The 15,378-nt window shown below is 45.4% G+C and carries 17 protein-coding genes; 5 read left to right on the forward strand and 12 right to left on the reverse strand.

What is annotated here, in order from left to right; translation table 11 throughout:
• The first annotated feature begins 7 nt into the window (after positions 1 to 7).
• Together D1Z90_RS10070 and D1Z90_RS10075 are read left to right on the forward strand one after the other, a co-directional pair.
• Entirely contained in the window at positions 8 to 412 is a 405-nt protein-coding gene (locus D1Z90_RS10070; protein ID WP_119910623.1) for a thiol-disulfide oxidoreductase DCC family protein, read from the forward strand.
• The gene (locus tag D1Z90_RS10075) at positions 396 to 1,130 is read left to right on the forward strand and encodes an SDR family NAD(P)-dependent oxidoreductase (RefSeq protein WP_332835980.1); all 735 of its coding nucleotides are present in this window, start codon (positions 396 to 398) and stop codon (positions 1,128 to 1,130) included. The genes D1Z90_RS10070 and D1Z90_RS10075 overlap by 17 nt, the downstream gene beginning before the upstream one ends.
• 55 nt (positions 1,131 to 1,185) lie before the next feature.
• Here D1Z90_RS10075 and D1Z90_RS10080 read toward each other — a convergent pair whose 3' ends face one another.
• A complete protein-coding gene (locus tag D1Z90_RS10080; RefSeq protein ID WP_119910624.1) occupies positions 1,186 to 1,521 on the reverse strand; it encodes a hypothetical protein in 336 nt (111 codons plus the stop codon).
• A gap of 175 nt (positions 1,522 to 1,696) precedes the next feature.
• Here D1Z90_RS10080 and yjeH point away from each other — a divergent pair, with 175 nt between their 5' ends.
• Complete coding sequence (yjeH, locus tag D1Z90_RS10085) at positions 1,697 to 2,968, forward strand: L-methionine/branched-chain amino acid transporter (protein ID WP_158587099.1); 1,272 nt, start codon at positions 1,697 to 1,699, stop codon at positions 2,966 to 2,968.
• Positions 2,969 to 3,061: 93 nt separating this feature from the next.
• Here yjeH and D1Z90_RS10090 read toward each other — a convergent pair whose 3' ends face one another.
• The 3 genes from D1Z90_RS10090 to D1Z90_RS10100 form a co-directional block, all read right to left on the reverse strand.
• Complete coding sequence (locus D1Z90_RS10090; RefSeq protein WP_119910626.1) at positions 3,062 to 3,493, reverse strand: GNAT family N-acetyltransferase; 432 nt, start codon at positions 3,491 to 3,493, stop codon at positions 3,062 to 3,064.
• A 375-nt stretch (positions 3,494 to 3,868) separates the two neighbouring features.
• The gene (locus D1Z90_RS10095) at positions 3,869 to 5,662 is read right to left on the reverse strand and encodes a hypothetical protein (protein WP_119910627.1); all 1,794 of its coding nucleotides are present in this window, start codon (positions 5,660 to 5,662) and stop codon (positions 3,869 to 3,871) included.
• A 348-nt stretch (positions 5,663 to 6,010) separates the two neighbouring features.
• Positions 6,011 to 8,377 (reverse strand): DNA polymerase II, encoded by a 2,367-nt coding sequence (locus tag D1Z90_RS10100; protein ID WP_119910628.1) that lies wholly within the window; start codon positions 8,375 to 8,377, stop codon positions 6,011 to 6,013.
• Between the two features lie 172 nt (positions 8,378 to 8,549).
• Between D1Z90_RS10100 and D1Z90_RS10105 the strand changes: the two genes are divergently transcribed.
• On the forward strand, positions 8,550 to 9,131 hold the full coding sequence (locus D1Z90_RS10105) for a hypothetical protein (protein WP_119910629.1): 582 nt from the start codon (positions 8,550 to 8,552) through the stop codon (positions 9,129 to 9,131).
• A complete protein-coding gene (locus D1Z90_RS10110; protein ID WP_119910630.1) occupies positions 9,128 to 9,454 on the forward strand; it encodes a carboxypeptidase-like regulatory domain-containing protein in 327 nt (108 codons plus the stop codon). Before D1Z90_RS10105 ends, D1Z90_RS10110 begins: the two co-directional genes overlap by 4 nt.
• Here D1Z90_RS10110 and D1Z90_RS10115 read toward each other — a convergent pair.
• From D1Z90_RS10115 to D1Z90_RS10150, 8 genes are all read right to left on the reverse strand, one after another.
• Positions 9,449 to 10,339, reverse strand: coding sequence for a metal ABC transporter substrate-binding protein (locus D1Z90_RS10115; protein ID WP_119910631.1), 891 nt, complete (start codon positions 10,337 to 10,339; stop codon positions 9,449 to 9,451). The genes D1Z90_RS10110 and D1Z90_RS10115 overlap by 6 nt on opposite strands.
• 1 nt (position 10,340) lies before the next feature.
• A complete protein-coding gene (locus D1Z90_RS10120) occupies positions 10,341 to 11,222 on the reverse strand; it encodes a metal ABC transporter permease (protein WP_119910632.1) in 882 nt (293 codons plus the stop codon).
• Positions 11,222 to 11,959 (reverse strand): metal ABC transporter ATP-binding protein, encoded by a 738-nt coding sequence (locus D1Z90_RS10125; protein ID WP_119910633.1) that lies wholly within the window; start codon positions 11,957 to 11,959, stop codon positions 11,222 to 11,224. Before D1Z90_RS10125 ends, D1Z90_RS10120 begins: the two co-directional genes overlap by 1 nt.
• A complete protein-coding gene (locus tag D1Z90_RS10130; RefSeq protein ID WP_232525234.1) occupies positions 11,956 to 12,864 on the reverse strand; it encodes a metal ABC transporter solute-binding protein, Zn/Mn family in 909 nt (302 codons plus the stop codon). Before D1Z90_RS10130 ends, D1Z90_RS10125 begins: the two co-directional genes overlap by 4 nt.
• The gene (locus D1Z90_RS10135) at positions 12,854 to 13,495 is read right to left on the reverse strand and encodes a DUF6162 family protein (protein ID WP_119910634.1); all 642 of its coding nucleotides are present in this window, start codon (positions 13,493 to 13,495) and stop codon (positions 12,854 to 12,856) included. Before D1Z90_RS10135 ends, D1Z90_RS10130 begins: the two co-directional genes overlap by 11 nt.
• Positions 13,482 to 13,793 carry a hypothetical protein gene (locus D1Z90_RS10140; protein ID WP_198419106.1) on the reverse strand — a complete coding sequence of 104 codons (312 nt, stop codon included), beginning with the start codon at positions 13,791 to 13,793 and terminating at the stop codon, positions 13,482 to 13,484. The genes D1Z90_RS10135 and D1Z90_RS10140 overlap by 14 nt, the downstream gene beginning before the upstream one ends.
• A 96-nt stretch (positions 13,794 to 13,889) precedes the next feature.
• The gene (locus D1Z90_RS10145; protein ID WP_119910635.1) at positions 13,890 to 14,729 is read right to left on the reverse strand and encodes a DUF4198 domain-containing protein; all 840 of its coding nucleotides are present in this window, start codon (positions 14,727 to 14,729) and stop codon (positions 13,890 to 13,892) included.
• Between the two features lie 56 nt (positions 14,730 to 14,785).
• Positions 14,786 to 15,334 carry a DUF2271 domain-containing protein gene (locus D1Z90_RS10150; protein WP_119910636.1) on the reverse strand — a complete coding sequence of 183 codons (549 nt, stop codon included), beginning with the start codon at positions 15,332 to 15,334 and terminating at the stop codon, positions 14,786 to 14,788.
• Between the last annotated feature and the right edge of the window lie 44 nt (positions 15,335 to 15,378).

The following is a 15,378-nucleotide window of genomic DNA, read 5'->3' on the forward strand; positions in this document are numbered from 1 at the left end:
AACAATCATGAAGCTAAGAATTTTTTACGATGGACTTTGTCCCCTTTGCAAAAACGAAATGCGTAATATCAAGCGTCGTGACATCGATAATGCCATCTCGCTAGAAGACATCAACGCCCAAGATTTCTCTGAGCGCTTTCCCCACATAGACGTCACCAAAGCTAACGATATTCTGCACGCTGAAACAGCTGACGGGAAATTGCTACTGGGTTTAGATGTAACTTATGAAGCCTGGTCATTGGTGGGCAAAGGGTGCCTGGTTGGCTTACTCAGAAAACCCTTGATAAAGCCGTTTGCCGATCAAGGTTACCTGCTTTTTGCCAAAAACCGTTACAAAATTTCTAAATTGTTAACTGGGCAATCTCGTTTACCGCAAGAATGTGAGTCTGGCCGTTGTGATATCAAATACTGAGACAACCCTCTGTCTCGTCATTGGGGCTAACAGCGCCATCGCACAAAGCTTGACTCACCAACAACTGGCCCAAGGCAACAGGGTCGTTGCCGTTAGTCGTACTGCATTGGCGTTTTCACACCCTCACTTAACTTCTCTGGTGTGTGACAACAGCGAAAGCGACATCGAAGCGGTGTGCGCACGCATTGCTCATGAGACCGACCTTGATAAGCTTCGCTACGCGATAATTTTCAATGGTTTGTTACATAACGACAAAATCAGCCCAGAAAAACGCCTCGAACACATTAACCAATATCAGTTAGTGCAGTCATTTCAAGCTAACAGCATCACGCCAGCATTATGGATGCAACACTTGCTGCCCATTTTGCAACAAAGCAGTGGCTGCCACCTATGCTGTTTTAGCGCCAGAGTTGGCAGTATCAATGATAACCGTCTCGGCGGTTGGTACAGCTATCGCGCTTCCAAAGCTGCGCTGAATATGTTGGTTAAAACGTTCGCCATTGAATACGCTCGTCGGGCAAAAAAAGTCAAACTGGTTGCTTTTCACCCGGGTACAACAGATACGCTACTGTCTCAGCCGTTTCAAAAAAACGTGTCACCCGAGGCGTTATTCAAGCCCGCCTTTGTCGCCGAGCAATTACTGGCAAACCTCGCCAAACTACCTGCAGACCAACAAGCCAGCTACATCGACTGGCAGGGAAAAAACATCGACTGGTAGTAAACCAAGGTATCATGTCATCCAGACATTTCAGTGAAAATGAGTGATAAACCGCTTATTTATTTGCAACAGGAATAGGCGCCAATTCCCCTGCCTGATACGGCATAAATAAGCGCATTTTTTCCTTTACCAGCGCCAATAATGCTTGTCGCTTCGCCAATATTTGTTGACGTCTGCGCTTGATGGGAGCAGGGATATTATTTGCAATTTGCTGGATGAAAAGACCAAATACACGGCGCGTTTTCTCAAAGCGCGGTAAAAACAGTATCACTTCGTGGCGTGACATGTTGAGGTAAAGGGCGGCAAGGATCAACAAAGCAGCCAGCAGCGGCTTTAAGATGGCAGGTTTCAATAATACGAATTTAAGTAATACCCACAAACACATCAACATTGGGTGATATCTCCATTTTTCGCCGCGGCTTCTATACTAAGCTGTCTATCGTTAATTGATGATTCATTGACTAAGAGCATTTTACTTTTCCCGCATGGTTTTAACATACGGGGTAACCCAGATCTTATGTATTGATACCCTACACTTTCAGTCACCGCACAACTTGGAGCAATGGATGGCGCAACCTTCGGGCAAAATTAATGTATGGCAAGGCGCCAGCTTATTACTTTCAACATTGCTGGGCTCAGGTTTACTGATTATTCCCGCTCTCGCCGCAAGCGCGGCAGGTAACTATTCATTATTAGCCTGGGCGCTCATTATTGCGGCCATGATGCCAATCGTCGTAACTTTTTCAGCGCTTGGTAAGCGCTTTCCACATCAAGCAGGCACTGCTTATTACGTGCAACAAGCTTTTGGTCAGCGCGCAGCTAAAGCCATTGGCGTCTTGTATGTCAGTATTGCACCCATTGGCCCGCCTGTGGTGTTTATCACAGGTGCTGGCTATGCATGTCAGTTATTCGATATAAATTTAAGCGCGAGCAGCTATATTGAAATCACCCTGCTGGTCTTAGTCTTTATTGCAAATTGCCTTCGCTTTACCACTTCTGCTTTTATTCAATGCAGCATTAGCGTGGTTTTAATCAGTGTAGTAGTGGCCATCTGTTTGTGGTCATTACCTAACGCTCCCGCTATAACAGATAACCGCGCTCCTTCTTTGTCAATGATAGGCGCAGCTATGGTAATCATGTTTTGGTGTTTTGTAGGTATTGAGGCCATTTGCCACGTCGCGAACCACTTTGCTCAACCTTCTCGCGACTTTCCTCGCGCCGTTGTACTTGGCGTGGCGATAGCTGCCGCCATTTATATGCTACTGAGTTACTGCGTGTTACGTTATCAGGTATATGGTAGTGCACAGCAGAATTTACTTTCTGTGACCCTGCTGGCGCAGCATAGCATTGGTCCATTAGGACAAAAGTTGGTGGCCTTAATGGGGTTACTTGGCTGCTTGTGTGCGGTCAATTTATACGTGATTAGTTTTACAAATATGCTCGCCAGCTTTGGGGAAAACACTTCTCAGACTTGGCTCAACACGCGTTTGGCCAATGGTTCAGCCATCTATGCGTTAATCTTAGTAGTGCTCAGCATCGCCATGACACTGCTTGCCAGAGCTTATTTTCAATGGTCTTTCGACGACTTCCTGCAGTTTGCTAATGCTCAATTCGTGCTTATTTATTGCGCGGCCGCAGCTGCAGGAAGTATGTTATTAAAAGGGCGAAGCAGGATGGCTGCGCTATTTTCGCTACTATTTTGTACAGCCATGCTCTATTTTGTGGGAGCCAGTGGTTGGTATTGTTTGTTATTTCTGGGCTTGGTATGGGGCGGCTTGTTTTTATGCCATAAAAAGGAACGAGCGCGTTCCTTTAAAGCGGATAGCAGATTTTCTTAATGCATTAATATATGGAGTTATAAGCTTAAGCGGCGCTGGTTTACAGCGTCATATTAACTAACGGCTTTTACACATTAAACACGCAAGAATCTATCAGCGGATCACTCCGCTGGCTATCATGGCTGGTTCGTTCTCAAAAATGGCCATGGCCGTATTCATCATTTTAAAGCCTAGTTTTTGGTAAAATATCTCTTTGCCTGGTACCGCGTAAAGCAGGATTTTTTTATGCTCACTCGATTGGTTGATTAAGTATTGCATAATGGCCTTGCCTAAACCTTGACCATGGTAATCCGGATGAATGGCCACATCACAAATATACGCGCAATCATAGCCATCAGCTAACACTCGGCCGGCGCCAATAAGCTCTGCCCCTTTAAATACAAAACATACATAGCGGCTGTTGCTAAACACCATTTCGAGCTTATCGGCCGGTTTGTCGCCTAACGGCGCAATGTGATACAAATGCGATAAAGCCTGCCAATCAATATCTTGAAGGTGGTATTGCCATTGTAAGCATGATGTCATTTCGATTTCCTATCAAATTGTATGGTGTTTTTTCAACAAAGTGACAAAACTGAACACATTGTTAACACAAGCAAAATGCGTTTTCACTTATTGGAGAAGAACCAACTCTCATAGGCGTCAGCACTCTAGTCCAGCACTCAGGAGCTTTTAAAGTGTAGTAACTAAATAACTCTCTTTGAAAGCAGGCTAAAACTAGAGTCTTTATAGTGATTTTTTAACTCTGATATATCAGTTAAAAAAGTATATTCGGCTAAACTGTATATTTTAAGCATGAGAGTTACCTACTTTAAAAATGAATGTTTATCATACACTCGAAACGTTTCAGTATAAACAGTAACTATATAAAGCTAAAAAATATACAGCTCACCATCTTATTTATTTCAAAACTTTAGTAATGAAAGTATTTGCCAAGCTTGGTTCACTAGCATCCTGAGAAATAGCGAAAAGCTGATTATTACTACTATAGTATAACCACTTTGCATGGTGAAACTTATTATCCAACTTTGAAAGACTAATAGAGTTCAACAAACGCTTGTCTTCTTTATTTATTATTTTTATCTCACTTTCCGATAAAAAGTCAAAATCTTGCCAGTTGCTAACTATATTACTTTCAGTGACAGCGATCTGGTCACCATTATCAGAAAACGCAATAAATTTTCCAGTAACGCTTTCATCGTTAGTAATTCCCCCAATCCATGTACCGATTTTTTCATCAGGTTCCTTCAGCGAAAAGATATCTCCGTATCCACCATAAACAAACTGATGATTTTTTCCCAACCAAAAGTAGCCATATTTATAATAATCATCATGATAGACATGATGCTCGCCATCAAAATCCAAATTTTCTTTGAGCTTGGTGTAGACAATGCGTTTTGGAGAGCTGGTTGATAGCGTATAAGCCATATCAGCGTCATAGTTCATAACTATTTTATTCTGACTAAAATCATGTCCTAAGCCCTCATACACTTGCTCTTCAAATGTGTTAATACTCATACGAAATAATGGTTCAGAATTTCCGTCAGGAACGAGTAATAAAGTATCGTTTTTAACAATTAAGTTTTGTACCGCTACAGACGGGAAAACACTTTGAACTTGAGAGTTAGATTTATCTCGTTTATTAAAGTCAATAATATCAATCTGTTGTTCATAATAACTCCCTTGTAGTATTGCGATTCGACCAAGTTTACTACTGTTATCTACAGTTAATACTTTTGGAGTACCAGATAATGGAAATTTATCGGTTCGGTCTGCTTGAATGTCATAAATGTAAACAGCATTATCCGGGAAAGACGATGTCATAGCTATAACATCTAAGCCTTGTAAATAGGCGGTGTCTAGTACATTAAATGGCAACCGCTTGCTGCTATTAACTGCAATCGATGTATCATTAATCGTTGCTGGTTTCACTGCATAGTCAACGGAGTAAATAACCGGACTACCATGGACGGGATACTCACAATCTTCATCATAACAAGCGTGCAAAGACATCTCTCCTTGATGCCTGCCTTCACCAAGTATATGGGGTAATTTCAATTGTAGATCTAAGTCAATCACACCATTTTCTCTGGTCTCAACAAAACTTGTGGCGATAGATTTTTCGTGAATGGTTTTATAAAACAACTGCTCTATGTATGGGCCAGATACATTAGCTTTTTTCTGTATAATGTTTTCACCTTCACTATTACCGATTTCGCTGGATAGTATTAAATCGTTATCGCTAGCAGATAAACGTTCTTTCAAATCCACAAGATAAGAAACGTTAACTTTTAGCGGTGAACCTTTTACATGTTTTTCACAATTTTCATCGTAACAGAACATGAGATTTAACGAGGTTTGACTTTCTCCATCACCAATCATATAACCGGGTTTGAACTGTAATTCGTAAAATCCTTCAGTGTCAGAGGTGACATTAATGAAAGCAGAGTTCAGCATACTTTCTGATTCATCTACAATACCAAAATAAACTAAGCCATCTGCTTCTCCAGATGCACTAACTCTAACCGTTGAGTACACCATATCTGTAGTATGGCCTTGAACAACAATAGATTCATCTGGACTTGAAAACTTCAAGCTTTTATCGCTGCTACTCCCGTCGCTGCCACCTCCGCCTCCGCCGCCGCAAGCAGAGAGGGTTGCCAATGATAAAATAAAAAACGCAAAACGAGACATAACAAATCCTTGTTAAAATAAAAACCACCGAATTGTAACAAACTTAGCCATCACAGAAAATACAATTAAAACATGAACTCAACCCAACTTTAAAAATCACGTTCTTAGCCAGTAAGAAATGAATAATTGGAGTGCACTGTTGGAGTGTCAAAGCAAAAACCGATTCACCTTTCGCCAAAGGTGCTATTAATTCCCAACATTGCCAAGAATGAAACAAGCAACAGCGTTCAATCTAACGCACTCATTTCATATAATGTTTGAAGTGGTACCATATCCTAAAAAACGCTTAGAACCATTTAATTAAAATGGCTAGCCTTAAACGACTTTAATAATCATTGGCATCAGTGATTAAAACAGCCCTAATTGGTCGTCTACGATGGCATCAAAGTCCAAACCTATTGCCGGCAAGATAGCGTCAGCGATGGGCTTAATTTGTTTATCAACATAGTGATCATAATCTATCAAACTACTGATGTATTCCATCGGTTGTGGGCCACTGAGCGTCATCAAATATTCAATACTGCCTTTGCGCTGATAACGCAGCGGTTTTCCAAGGCTACGGTTTTTGTCATCCGCCAGCATCGCAGCCCGGGCGTGAGGAGGAATGTTTTTGGTATAACTGTTAAGAGATTGCCTTAACCGCTTTTTGTAGATTAAATCGGCATCACGTTCGCCGCGACGAGTCGACTCAACCCACTCACGAATAAACTCAGAAGGATCTTCATTTGCAAAAATTCGTTGGTATAAGGTTACTTGAAACTGCTTAGCCAGTGGCGTCCAGTCAGAACGTACCGTCTCTAACCCCTTAAACACCAGTTTTTCTTGGTCCCCATAGCCGGTTAAACCGGCGTAGCGTTTTTTACTGCCTTTGTCCGTGCCCCTGATAGTCGGCATAAAAAAGGTATGGTAGTGAGTTTCAAACTCCATCTCTAAATGACAGGTTAAATCGTATTCCTGGGCTAACTTTTGTTGCCAATTTTGGTTAATCAGCTGCGCTAAGTCTTGCCCTATTTGATTAGCTTGTTCGGCTGTAGTGGCTTGGTTCAACCAGACAAACGTCGAGTCTGTGTCACCATAAATTACTTGATAGCCTTGTTCTTCAATCCACGCTTTACTTTGCTTCATGATGTCATGACCGCGCAGGGTGATCGAACTGGCTAAGCGAGTATCATAAAAACGGCAGCCGCCAGAGCCTAACACCCCGTAAAACGAATTCATAATGATCTTTATCGCTTGTGACGCCGCGCTGTCTTGTTGCTGTTTAGCTTGGTCGCGGGCTTGCCACAACTGATGAATGATATCAGGTAAAAAGTGGGTTTCACGGCTGAACATGGCATCTAAGAAGCCGGGAATGGCATGCTCGGGTTGCTTTAATCCTTCAATTAAGCCCACAGGGTCAATTTTAAAGGTGCGTATGATAGAGGGGTACAAAGACTTGTAATCGAGTACCAGTACGTCTTGGTATAAACCCGGTGCGCTTTCCATGACGTATCCACCGGGGCTCGCTAAACCGCCATCAGCAGGTAAATTAGGAGCCACATAACCGGCGCGATGCACTTTAGGCAAGTACAAATTGGTAAACGCCGCAACTGACCCGCCGCTGCGCTCTAGCTCAAGGCCGGTTAATTGAGTACGCTGCTGTAAAAACGCTAACAAATGGGTGTGCTCAAAAATATCCCATACCAATTTACAGTCTTGCAAATTGTACTTGGCGAGTGCGACTTTGTTGCGGGCAAAATTATGATTTATCTCAGCCATGCGATTGTCGACATCGTCCGCTGCTTTCCCTTGCCCAAGTAAGGCTTGAGCCACAAACTCTAATGAAAAGCTGTCAAATTGATAAGTCGCTACTTTGAGCGCGTCGATGCCATCTATCACCACCCGGCCAGATAAGTCCATGAAACCGGCACCTTGTTGGCTATCACGCCAGCGCGCAGTTGAACCCGCGCGACCAAACTCAGGGCTTAAGCCACAAGCTATTGCTCGCTTTATGAGTAAACGCATATCAAAGCCGACGACCGCCCAGCCAATAATAATGTCCGGGTCGTAGTGATTAAGCCAGCTGATAAACCCTTGTAACAGCGCAGTTTCATGTTCGTACCAATGAACAAAGGCAGGTACATCCTCGCTGCCATGAGTCGCCGTTGCCTCACGCTCTCCGACCATCAGAACCCACTCACCCCAATCAGCATAAAGGCCAATGGAGTAAAGTACGCCTTTTTCTGAACACTCAATATCGAGAGAAACGGTTTTAAAATTCGGTTCAAACGGACTTGATTTGAGCTGTGCATTGGTGACTTCTACATAGCCGTTTTTGGCTTGAAAATTGCCAGTAAACTGCATGCCACCTTGAATAAACCGCTCCATCAAATAGCGATCGGGTGCCTTTATATCGCTTTCATAAACCGCAATATTTGCGCCTTGTAAAAGCTTCGCCGCTTGGTTGGCTTGATAACCCGAGTGAAAGTAAAGGCCGATCACGGCTTGATGGTCAAAGGTCGTTAAACCGAGAGGCTTAAGTTGGTAACGAAAAGCTTTTAGCAAGCCAGCAAGGTGGTCTTGCTGGCTTGCCTCAACAAAAAAAACCACCGGCTCCGGCGCCGTTAATAATCGGTATCGCTGCTGTTCGCCTTTGACCCAAAACTCGTTCACTACGCCTTGAGAAGAGGAGGTGCTGGCGCGGGTTAACAAAAAGCCGCTGGCTAGAGGTTGCAATCAATTGCCTTTAATAACAAGAAACGTCTCTTGGCACTATAACAAACATCTGCTGTTCGGTGATAAATTTCAAGGAAGCGGCTTATTTATACTAAACTTAATAAGGTAGCGACGGCGATGAGCGGCCACGTAATATATCAGGGCGATTTTACTCTGTTGCTAGGGAGTAGCCATGAATACATTTGATCTGTTGCTTTTAGCTGGCGCTTTGTGCGGTGTCATCATGGTAGCCGGCGGTATTTTATTGCTATACAAAGGCGCGATTTCCCTTTCTAAAACTGCTACCCCCGACGCCTTTACGATTGCTTATAAAAAAGAATTGCGCATATCAACCCAGTATCCGGCATTAGGCATCTTTTTGATCGGTTTAATGTTTGTATTTTTCAGCGTGGTAATGGGTAAACCCAACATCAATACCCTTACCGTAACAGGAACGACCACTGGCATTGACGAACCCGTGTTTATCTCAATCAAAACGGGTACTTGGAGCTCTGGCCTATCTCACCAAGGCGAGTTAGTCGAAACCTTTCACCCTCGCCTAGATACTCTACAAATCGTGGTATCAGCCCCAGGTTACGACAATCACGTCAAAACAATCCAAGTCGATACCGCTAATAAACAAGCCGATTTAGGGCAAATAACCTTAACCCAAAAAGTTTCCAAAGCCAGTTTGCTGGAGTCGAAAATAGTGCCGTTGCCAAACCTTGATACCTTACCTGATCTCAACCACAGTCAGTTTGGAGCGGCGCGATGAGACTGATACTGATAGGCTATGTGTGTTGGCTTTTAAGCACTGGCGCGGCGTGGGGACAAAACCCACAAGCAGAAATTCAAGGGCAAATATCTTCGGCAGCAAACGGCCGAGCCATTGCAGGGTTGACCGTTTTCTTATTACATCCAGAAATAGGCCGCAGCCGACCGGCAATCACCGATCCTTATGGTACATTTATATTTTATGCCATCCCTCTCATGCCGAGTCCCTACTACCTCGAAGTTTACTGGGGCCAACAATTGATTTACCGAGATACACTGGCGGTGCAGCAATACCGGGTATTGCTGCCGCCATTGCAGTTATAGCTTATTACCGGTCTTGACCACCTTGCCCTGAGACAACTGCCATCTTTGTAAGCCTTGCTTCAAGACAATTTGCTTACGATCGATAAGGTCGACAACCAGCACCTGTGTATTTGCAGGCAAGTGCTTGGCTATTTCGCCCGGTAATGCTTTATCCAACACTAGCCAAGCCTGAGGGTACTGTTGTAGCCAGTTGTTAAGTTGCGCAATATCAGCATCACTTGAAGCAATCGTCAACGCCGGCCCTTGAGCCACAGCCATTAAATCATTGCCCACAACAAAGTCGTTCAGCTTATCGGACAATACGATCACAGCATCAATCTGCTTTTGTAACAGCCATTCACTGTTATCGTATTGCAGTTGGTTGATTTTAACGACTAAGCGGGCCTGATTGTCAGCTATTTGCTGCTGATGTTCTGGCCAAATTCGCTGGAGATCTTGGCTGATAATATGCGCCATCACAACCAAGTTTGCCGTGTTCAGCCAAACGTAAGGCGACATAGTGCCATCAGACTTTGCTACTGTAGCAACAGAGCGAGCATAAGGGTCGATGGCTTGGCTAGCATCGATTTCAATCACCTGAATATTGTGCTGGCGAGCCGCTGGAAAAAGCGGGTCTTGGGGCCACACGCTGGCGATTGTAATGACGGCTTTAGCCGCGCCCGCTTGAGACCCGACCTGGGCTTCCCCTTTGCCGGAAAACCAATGCGGTAATCGCGTTAAGCCATATCGCTGCGGAGGCAGGTAAGTCGCCTGCACTGGACTCCCTTGCAACAGGTATTGAGCCAACCATTGCGTTGCCGGGGTATGGGTTAATACATCATTGGCCACTGCCGGCAGCGAGACTAAGCTCAGCCATAAGCACACTGCGCTAAATAGGTATTTCATCTTAATTTCCTCGTTTACAAAGGATTTGATAGGCGTTAGCCATTAAAAAGAACCCGCCGGCTAACAAAATAATGGCGGCGCCAGAGGGAATTGCGAGATCTAAGCGCATGGGTAATAAGGTGCCCAGCAAGCAACTGATCGTTGCGATTACAGCCGAGCAAATAACAAAACCGGCATTTGTGCGACACAATAAACGCGCGGTAGCAGCGGGAATAAGCAATAATGCGCCCACCAAAATAGCCCCGATCACTTTGACCGAAATAATAGTCACTAGGGTCACCATCAGTACAAAGCTGTAATCCAGCAACACTACGGCAATGCCACGTACTTTGGCAATATCAGGACTGATCGCCGCCAGCAGCATGCGGTTATAACACAGCATAAATAGCACACACAGCACAGATCCCACCACCAACAAAATAATAATATCGCTGGCCGCTACCGCTAAAATGGATCCAAACAAGACGTTTTCAAGCAGGTGTATATTGATTTTTTTGGCTACGTACATTAACAAAGCGCCGCCCAATGCCAGCGCAATGGCTAAGAATACGCCAACCAATGTGTCGTAAGGCACTTGAGTTCGGTTGCGAACATAGTGCAATAACAGCGCAAAAATCAAACAAAAGCTAAATAAGCCGATAAAAGGGCTGTCCGGTGACTCACCCAGCAAAATGCCCAGCGCGATGCCCGTAATGGCAGCATGCCCCACGGCCTCTGAGAAAAACGCTAACCGCTTCGCCACCACCATGGTGCCAAGACCGCCAAGTAAAGGTCCAAGAAGGCACGCGGCAACCAATGCATTCACCATAAATGCATAGGCTAAAGAAGGGTGTAACCAGCCAGCTGAGCTGGCTTGTTCAGCGAAAGAATATAACCACTGCATTAGGCTCTCCTGGCGCTAAAATGTTGAAATAAGGTTTCAATTTTGGCACTGGTCAAGACGTCTTCAACAGGACCTGAGTCTACCAAGTGATGATTCACTATGTGCACTTTACCTGGCGTGCGCGCTAATATTCGGCGCACAGCGGCAATGTCATGGTGTACGGCTAAAATGGTTTTGCCCTGCGCCACCAGCTCATGCATCAAATTTTCTAAATACTGCACGCCCGCTTCGTCCATGCCTGTGGTGGGCTCATCCAAAATTAGCACGTCGGGGTGGTGCAATAATGCTTGAGCAAATAATACTCGCTGCTGTTCGCCTCCGGATAACTGCCCCATGCGTAAATGCGCTCGTTGCGCCATGCCAACTCGAGTGAGACTGGCCAGCGCTTGCGCTCGTTGTTGCTTGAAACCGGGCCACAAAGGCGCTAAAAATAATGGCACCTTGGTCAGGTTAAGTAACACAAAATCCAGTACGGTTAATGGCAAGCTTTGTTCAAATATCGCTTTTTGTGGCACGTAACCTAAGCGTCCAACTCGACCGCTGGGCCACTGCACGCTGATATCACCGACAAAAGGCGTTAAGCCTAATACAGAGCGAAACAATGAGGTTTTTCCGCCACCATTGGGCCCCATGATGATGTGACATTGACCAGGCTCAAAACTGTGGTTGATCGCTTCTAAGACCCAGCCTTGGCCATAGTCCACACCCACGTGTTGCAAATGTATCGCGCCACTCATGATTTTGCCTGCCGCTCTGCAAACTTAATCGCTTCCACTAATGTGCTCACGTTTTGCTTCATTTCTTGCACCACCTTGTCTTTTTCATAGGGACCGTGGGTCATGTGAGAAAACCGATACAACTGCACCCCTGTGGCTTGCTCTATGGTATCGACAAATCGGTTTGGCATATCCAGTTCATAAAACAACACATTAATGTGTGATTGATTGATGTTATCAATGGTGGTTTTTAATTGGCTGGCACTTGGCTCTACGCCGTGGGCGGGTTCTATCACGGTCGCCACTTCAATGCCAAATTCTTGCAATAGATAGTTATACGCATTGTGAGTGGTCGCCACCTTAATATGCCGCGTATCAAGCTGCACCAACTCAGCCATGGCTTGGCGTTTAATGGCTCGCATTTGCTTGGCAAATTGGCGGGCGTTGCCGAGGTAGTAAGCTTGATTATCTGGGTCTATCTCAGCCAAAGCTCTAGCGATGGTATAGACCTTTTGAATGCTGGTTGACAGCCCCACAAAGGTGTGAGGGTTTTTAGCACCCTGCCCAACTGACGCGCCCATAGCAGCTAAAAGCGGCACGTCTTGGTTCGCATTGATGACTATCAAGTCCTCTCGCGCCGAAGAGGCTATGACTTTCATGGCGAAGTCGTCATGGCCAATGCCGTTTACCACAATCGCATCCATTTTCTGAAGGCGTAACATATCGTTTGGCTGAGGCTGGTAGGCATGAGGGTTAAAACCATGATCCACAAGAGGAATAATGTTAGCTTTATCCCCTACGATATTGGCAACATAACTGTAGTAAGGGTGTAAAGCGATGCCAATATTCAGCTTTTTGTTTTCACTGGCTTGGCCAAAGCTCGCATAGAAAACCGCGATTAAAAAGAAACAGACTTTAATGAGCACGATGGTCCTCGTTGATTACGCGCAGCCAACCGGCTGCTTTAAGTTGAGCGGTCACATCGGGAGTCGATGCCGCATAAATAAGTGCCTGTTCCATGGCTGATAGAGTTGAATAAGGCTGTGACTTAGCAAACCATACGCGCCACTCACCTTGCGGCGAAACTTGCAATAACATGCTAGTCACCGCCAAGCTTTGTGTACTTTCAACCGTTGGCCAAGACCAATACCATTGCTGGTCGCCGCGGGATAAGTGTTGCCATTGATGGCCGCCTCGACTGCGCCAACTGGCGTCTTGGTTAAACGGTGCAATCCACTCTTGAGCTAACTCGCTGGCACTGGGCCAACGTTCTTCACCTTGTCGCCACATTTGAATATCTTGTGCTGCGGTATTGAGTTCGGTTAACAATGCTTTTTGGCCATTGCTTAATTGCGACGACGCGATATCGCCTGCGAGTAATGCAGGCGCAGGTGGCGCGGGTAAAAAAAATAACAAGGCGCCTGCTGCAATAAGCAAAATGGCGCCAATGCACAGCCCCACAAACAGACTCTCTTGCGAGCCATTGGCAGGCTTAACTTTAACCGTCACCCCCTCAGAAGGCGTCGCTGCTTGATGAGTTGCATTATTTGATATCAACGCCGTCTACCTCAATTGCAAACTCATGACCGGGGTCAAACACGATATAATAGTCACCCTCAGGCACAGAAAATTGCACTAAGGAACGCTCGTTAGACACTTGTTGTTGCAACAGCTGATCGTCATAGTCGTATAGCATCACGTCATAATTCGTTGCGCCGCTACCATCACTCCAGCCAACTTGACATTGCAGCTGCTCAGAAGACAACTTAGTGCACTCCATTGTGCCCCAGTGTGCCCACGCCAATGAAGGCAAACAAAGCGTCAACAACATCAAGGGGTGCCAGCATTTTTTCATTTTTTACTCCAGCCAAAACTTGGCAAAGGCAAACACTCAGAAAGTCTGCTGTAATGCAGCAGACTTTTTTGGTGTAGATCATACAGGTGGCGAAGGTTAGTTAAGCTGCACTTCAAAGGTGATGTTTAACATGGTGCGATGCTGGTCGGCTAACGGATCATTTTCAACTTTGTCGCTGTGCACAGCAATGGACAAATAGCGCCCTGCAGCTTTCGGCGTAAAGCGAATTTCACCTTGCTCGTTTGCGGTTAAAATAACCTCTTCTTGCTGATTGCGGTACAAGGTACCTTCGCGTCGAATTTCCACTTCTAAACCACTGGCGGGTTGCCCATTAAACAAGTATTTAAATACCACAGGCTCACCTTCGACCATGTCGCCAGGCAAGGTAACAGGAAGGGCTTCGAAACCTTTATTGCTCGGAGCCAGCGCTTTTTCTGAAGGTGCATTCACCGTGATGTAAGTTTCTGCGCGGCGCTGATACTTCATCGACACCACATCTTTGGCATCTTTAGGCAACATTTGAGCGCGGTCAGACTTATTCGCGCGAATACGTTTCACCGCGTCACGTCGGCCAGACTTAAACGTGGTTAAGTACATAGCAGGATTATCCGCCACCACCTTATGGGTGCCTTGCTCAACAAAGAAAAAGTCAAACACAGAACGGCGCTTGCCTTTAACCGTATAGGCAGGTCGTTCTTTGCGACCATCAGGCATGAGCACATAAGTGCCTTCAGCACTGGCAGGTTTATCCGCCACAAAGGTACCGTGAGAGGCGGTAACATCAAACGTAATCCAATCCCCTTCTTGCTTAGACACGCTAAAATGCGACGGTAGTACCCAGCTAGGATGGGCAGAAGCCATTGACGGCAGCAATACGCATGCACTTGCGCTAATGATAAAAGCAAGGCTACTAAGGCGTTTAAATATTGTTTTCATTATTTTCTCTTCGCTTAATTACAGGATTTATGTTGAAGCTAGGCCAGTGTTTTTAGCTATTGCCCAACTTGATAATGGATAGTGACAGGCCCCACTTCCGCAGCCGCTGGTAGTTGCCAACTCTGGCTTTTGTCTGCCAACGTCATGGCTTGCTTTAAAACGTCTCTGCCGCCATGCTCACGCACCACTTCAATAAAAAGGGTGTAATCGCCTTGGGCAATGATGTCATCTTGCTCCGATTTGCCGTCCCAACGAATGGTATAATCGCCTGCTGGTTTGGTAGCAGAAGAATAACCATCAATGTCAGTGACGTGATAACGGCCAAATTTTCGCCACCAGGTGCGAATATCTTTTAACCACTCGGTTTGGCGACCGGTCCACAAACTGATGTTTTTCACCACTTTACGTTCGCTATTTTCCACCCAAATAGCGACGTAAGGACGTGCATACATGGTGGTATTTAACTCAGGTAAAGTCAGTGCAATACTGAACGTTGCCCCTGTAGGTAAAGGCTCAGCTTGCGCTGCTGGCATGGTGAATGCAGCCACAAACAGCGCCATAATGACAAACCCGCGATGAATGAAACGCGCATCAGAAAAATGCATATTGTTCTCCTAAATACATGCTCGTTGAGCATGTGGTAACCAGT

Origin of the sequence: Motilimonas pumila (genome assembly GCF_003596335.1) — a bacterium.
GTDB lineage: Bacteria > Pseudomonadota > Gammaproteobacteria > Enterobacterales > CBDFNC01 > Motilimonas > Motilimonas pumila.

Bases quoted from the DNA above. Each gene is read 5' to 3' on its own strand.
- D1Z90_RS10070 (WP_119910623.1), top strand. From the start codon at position 8: ATGAAGCTAAGAATTTTTTACGATGGACTTTGTCCCCTTTGCAAAAAC.
- D1Z90_RS10080 (WP_119910624.1), bottom strand. From the start codon at position 1,521: ATGTTGATGTGTTTGTGGGTATTACTTAAATTCGTATTATTGAAACCT.
- yjeH (WP_158587099.1), top strand. From the start codon at position 1,697: ATGGCGCAACCTTCGGGCAAAATTAATGTATGGCAAGGCGCCAGCTTA.
- D1Z90_RS10090 (WP_119910626.1), bottom strand. From the start codon at position 3,493: ATGACATCATGCTTACAATGGCAATACCACCTTCAAGATATTGATTGG.
- D1Z90_RS10095 (WP_119910627.1), bottom strand. From the start codon at position 5,662: ATGTCTCGTTTTGCGTTTTTTATTTTATCATTGGCAACCCTCTCTGCT.
- D1Z90_RS10105 (WP_119910629.1), top strand. From the start codon at position 8,550: ATGAATACATTTGATCTGTTGCTTTTAGCTGGCGCTTTGTGCGGTGTC.
- D1Z90_RS10110 (WP_119910630.1), top strand. From the start codon at position 9,128: ATGAGACTGATACTGATAGGCTATGTGTGTTGGCTTTTAAGCACTGGC.
- D1Z90_RS10115 (WP_119910631.1), bottom strand. From the start codon at position 10,339: ATGAAATACCTATTTAGCGCAGTGTGCTTATGGCTGAGCTTAGTCTCG.
- D1Z90_RS10120 (WP_119910632.1), bottom strand. From the start codon at position 11,222: ATGCAGTGGTTATATTCTTTCGCTGAACAAGCCAGCTCAGCTGGCTGG.
- D1Z90_RS10125 (WP_119910633.1), bottom strand. From the start codon at position 11,959: ATGAGTGGCGCGATACATTTGCAACACGTGGGTGTGGACTATGGCCAA.
- D1Z90_RS10140 (WP_198419106.1), bottom strand. From the start codon at position 13,793: ATGAAAAAATGCTGGCACCCCTTGATGTTGTTGACGCTTTGTTTGCCT.
- D1Z90_RS10145 (WP_119910635.1), bottom strand. From the start codon at position 14,729: ATGAAAACAATATTTAAACGCCTTAGTAGCCTTGCTTTTATCATTAGC.
- D1Z90_RS10150 (WP_119910636.1), bottom strand. From the start codon at position 15,334: ATGCATTTTTCTGATGCGCGTTTCATTCATCGCGGGTTTGTCATTATG.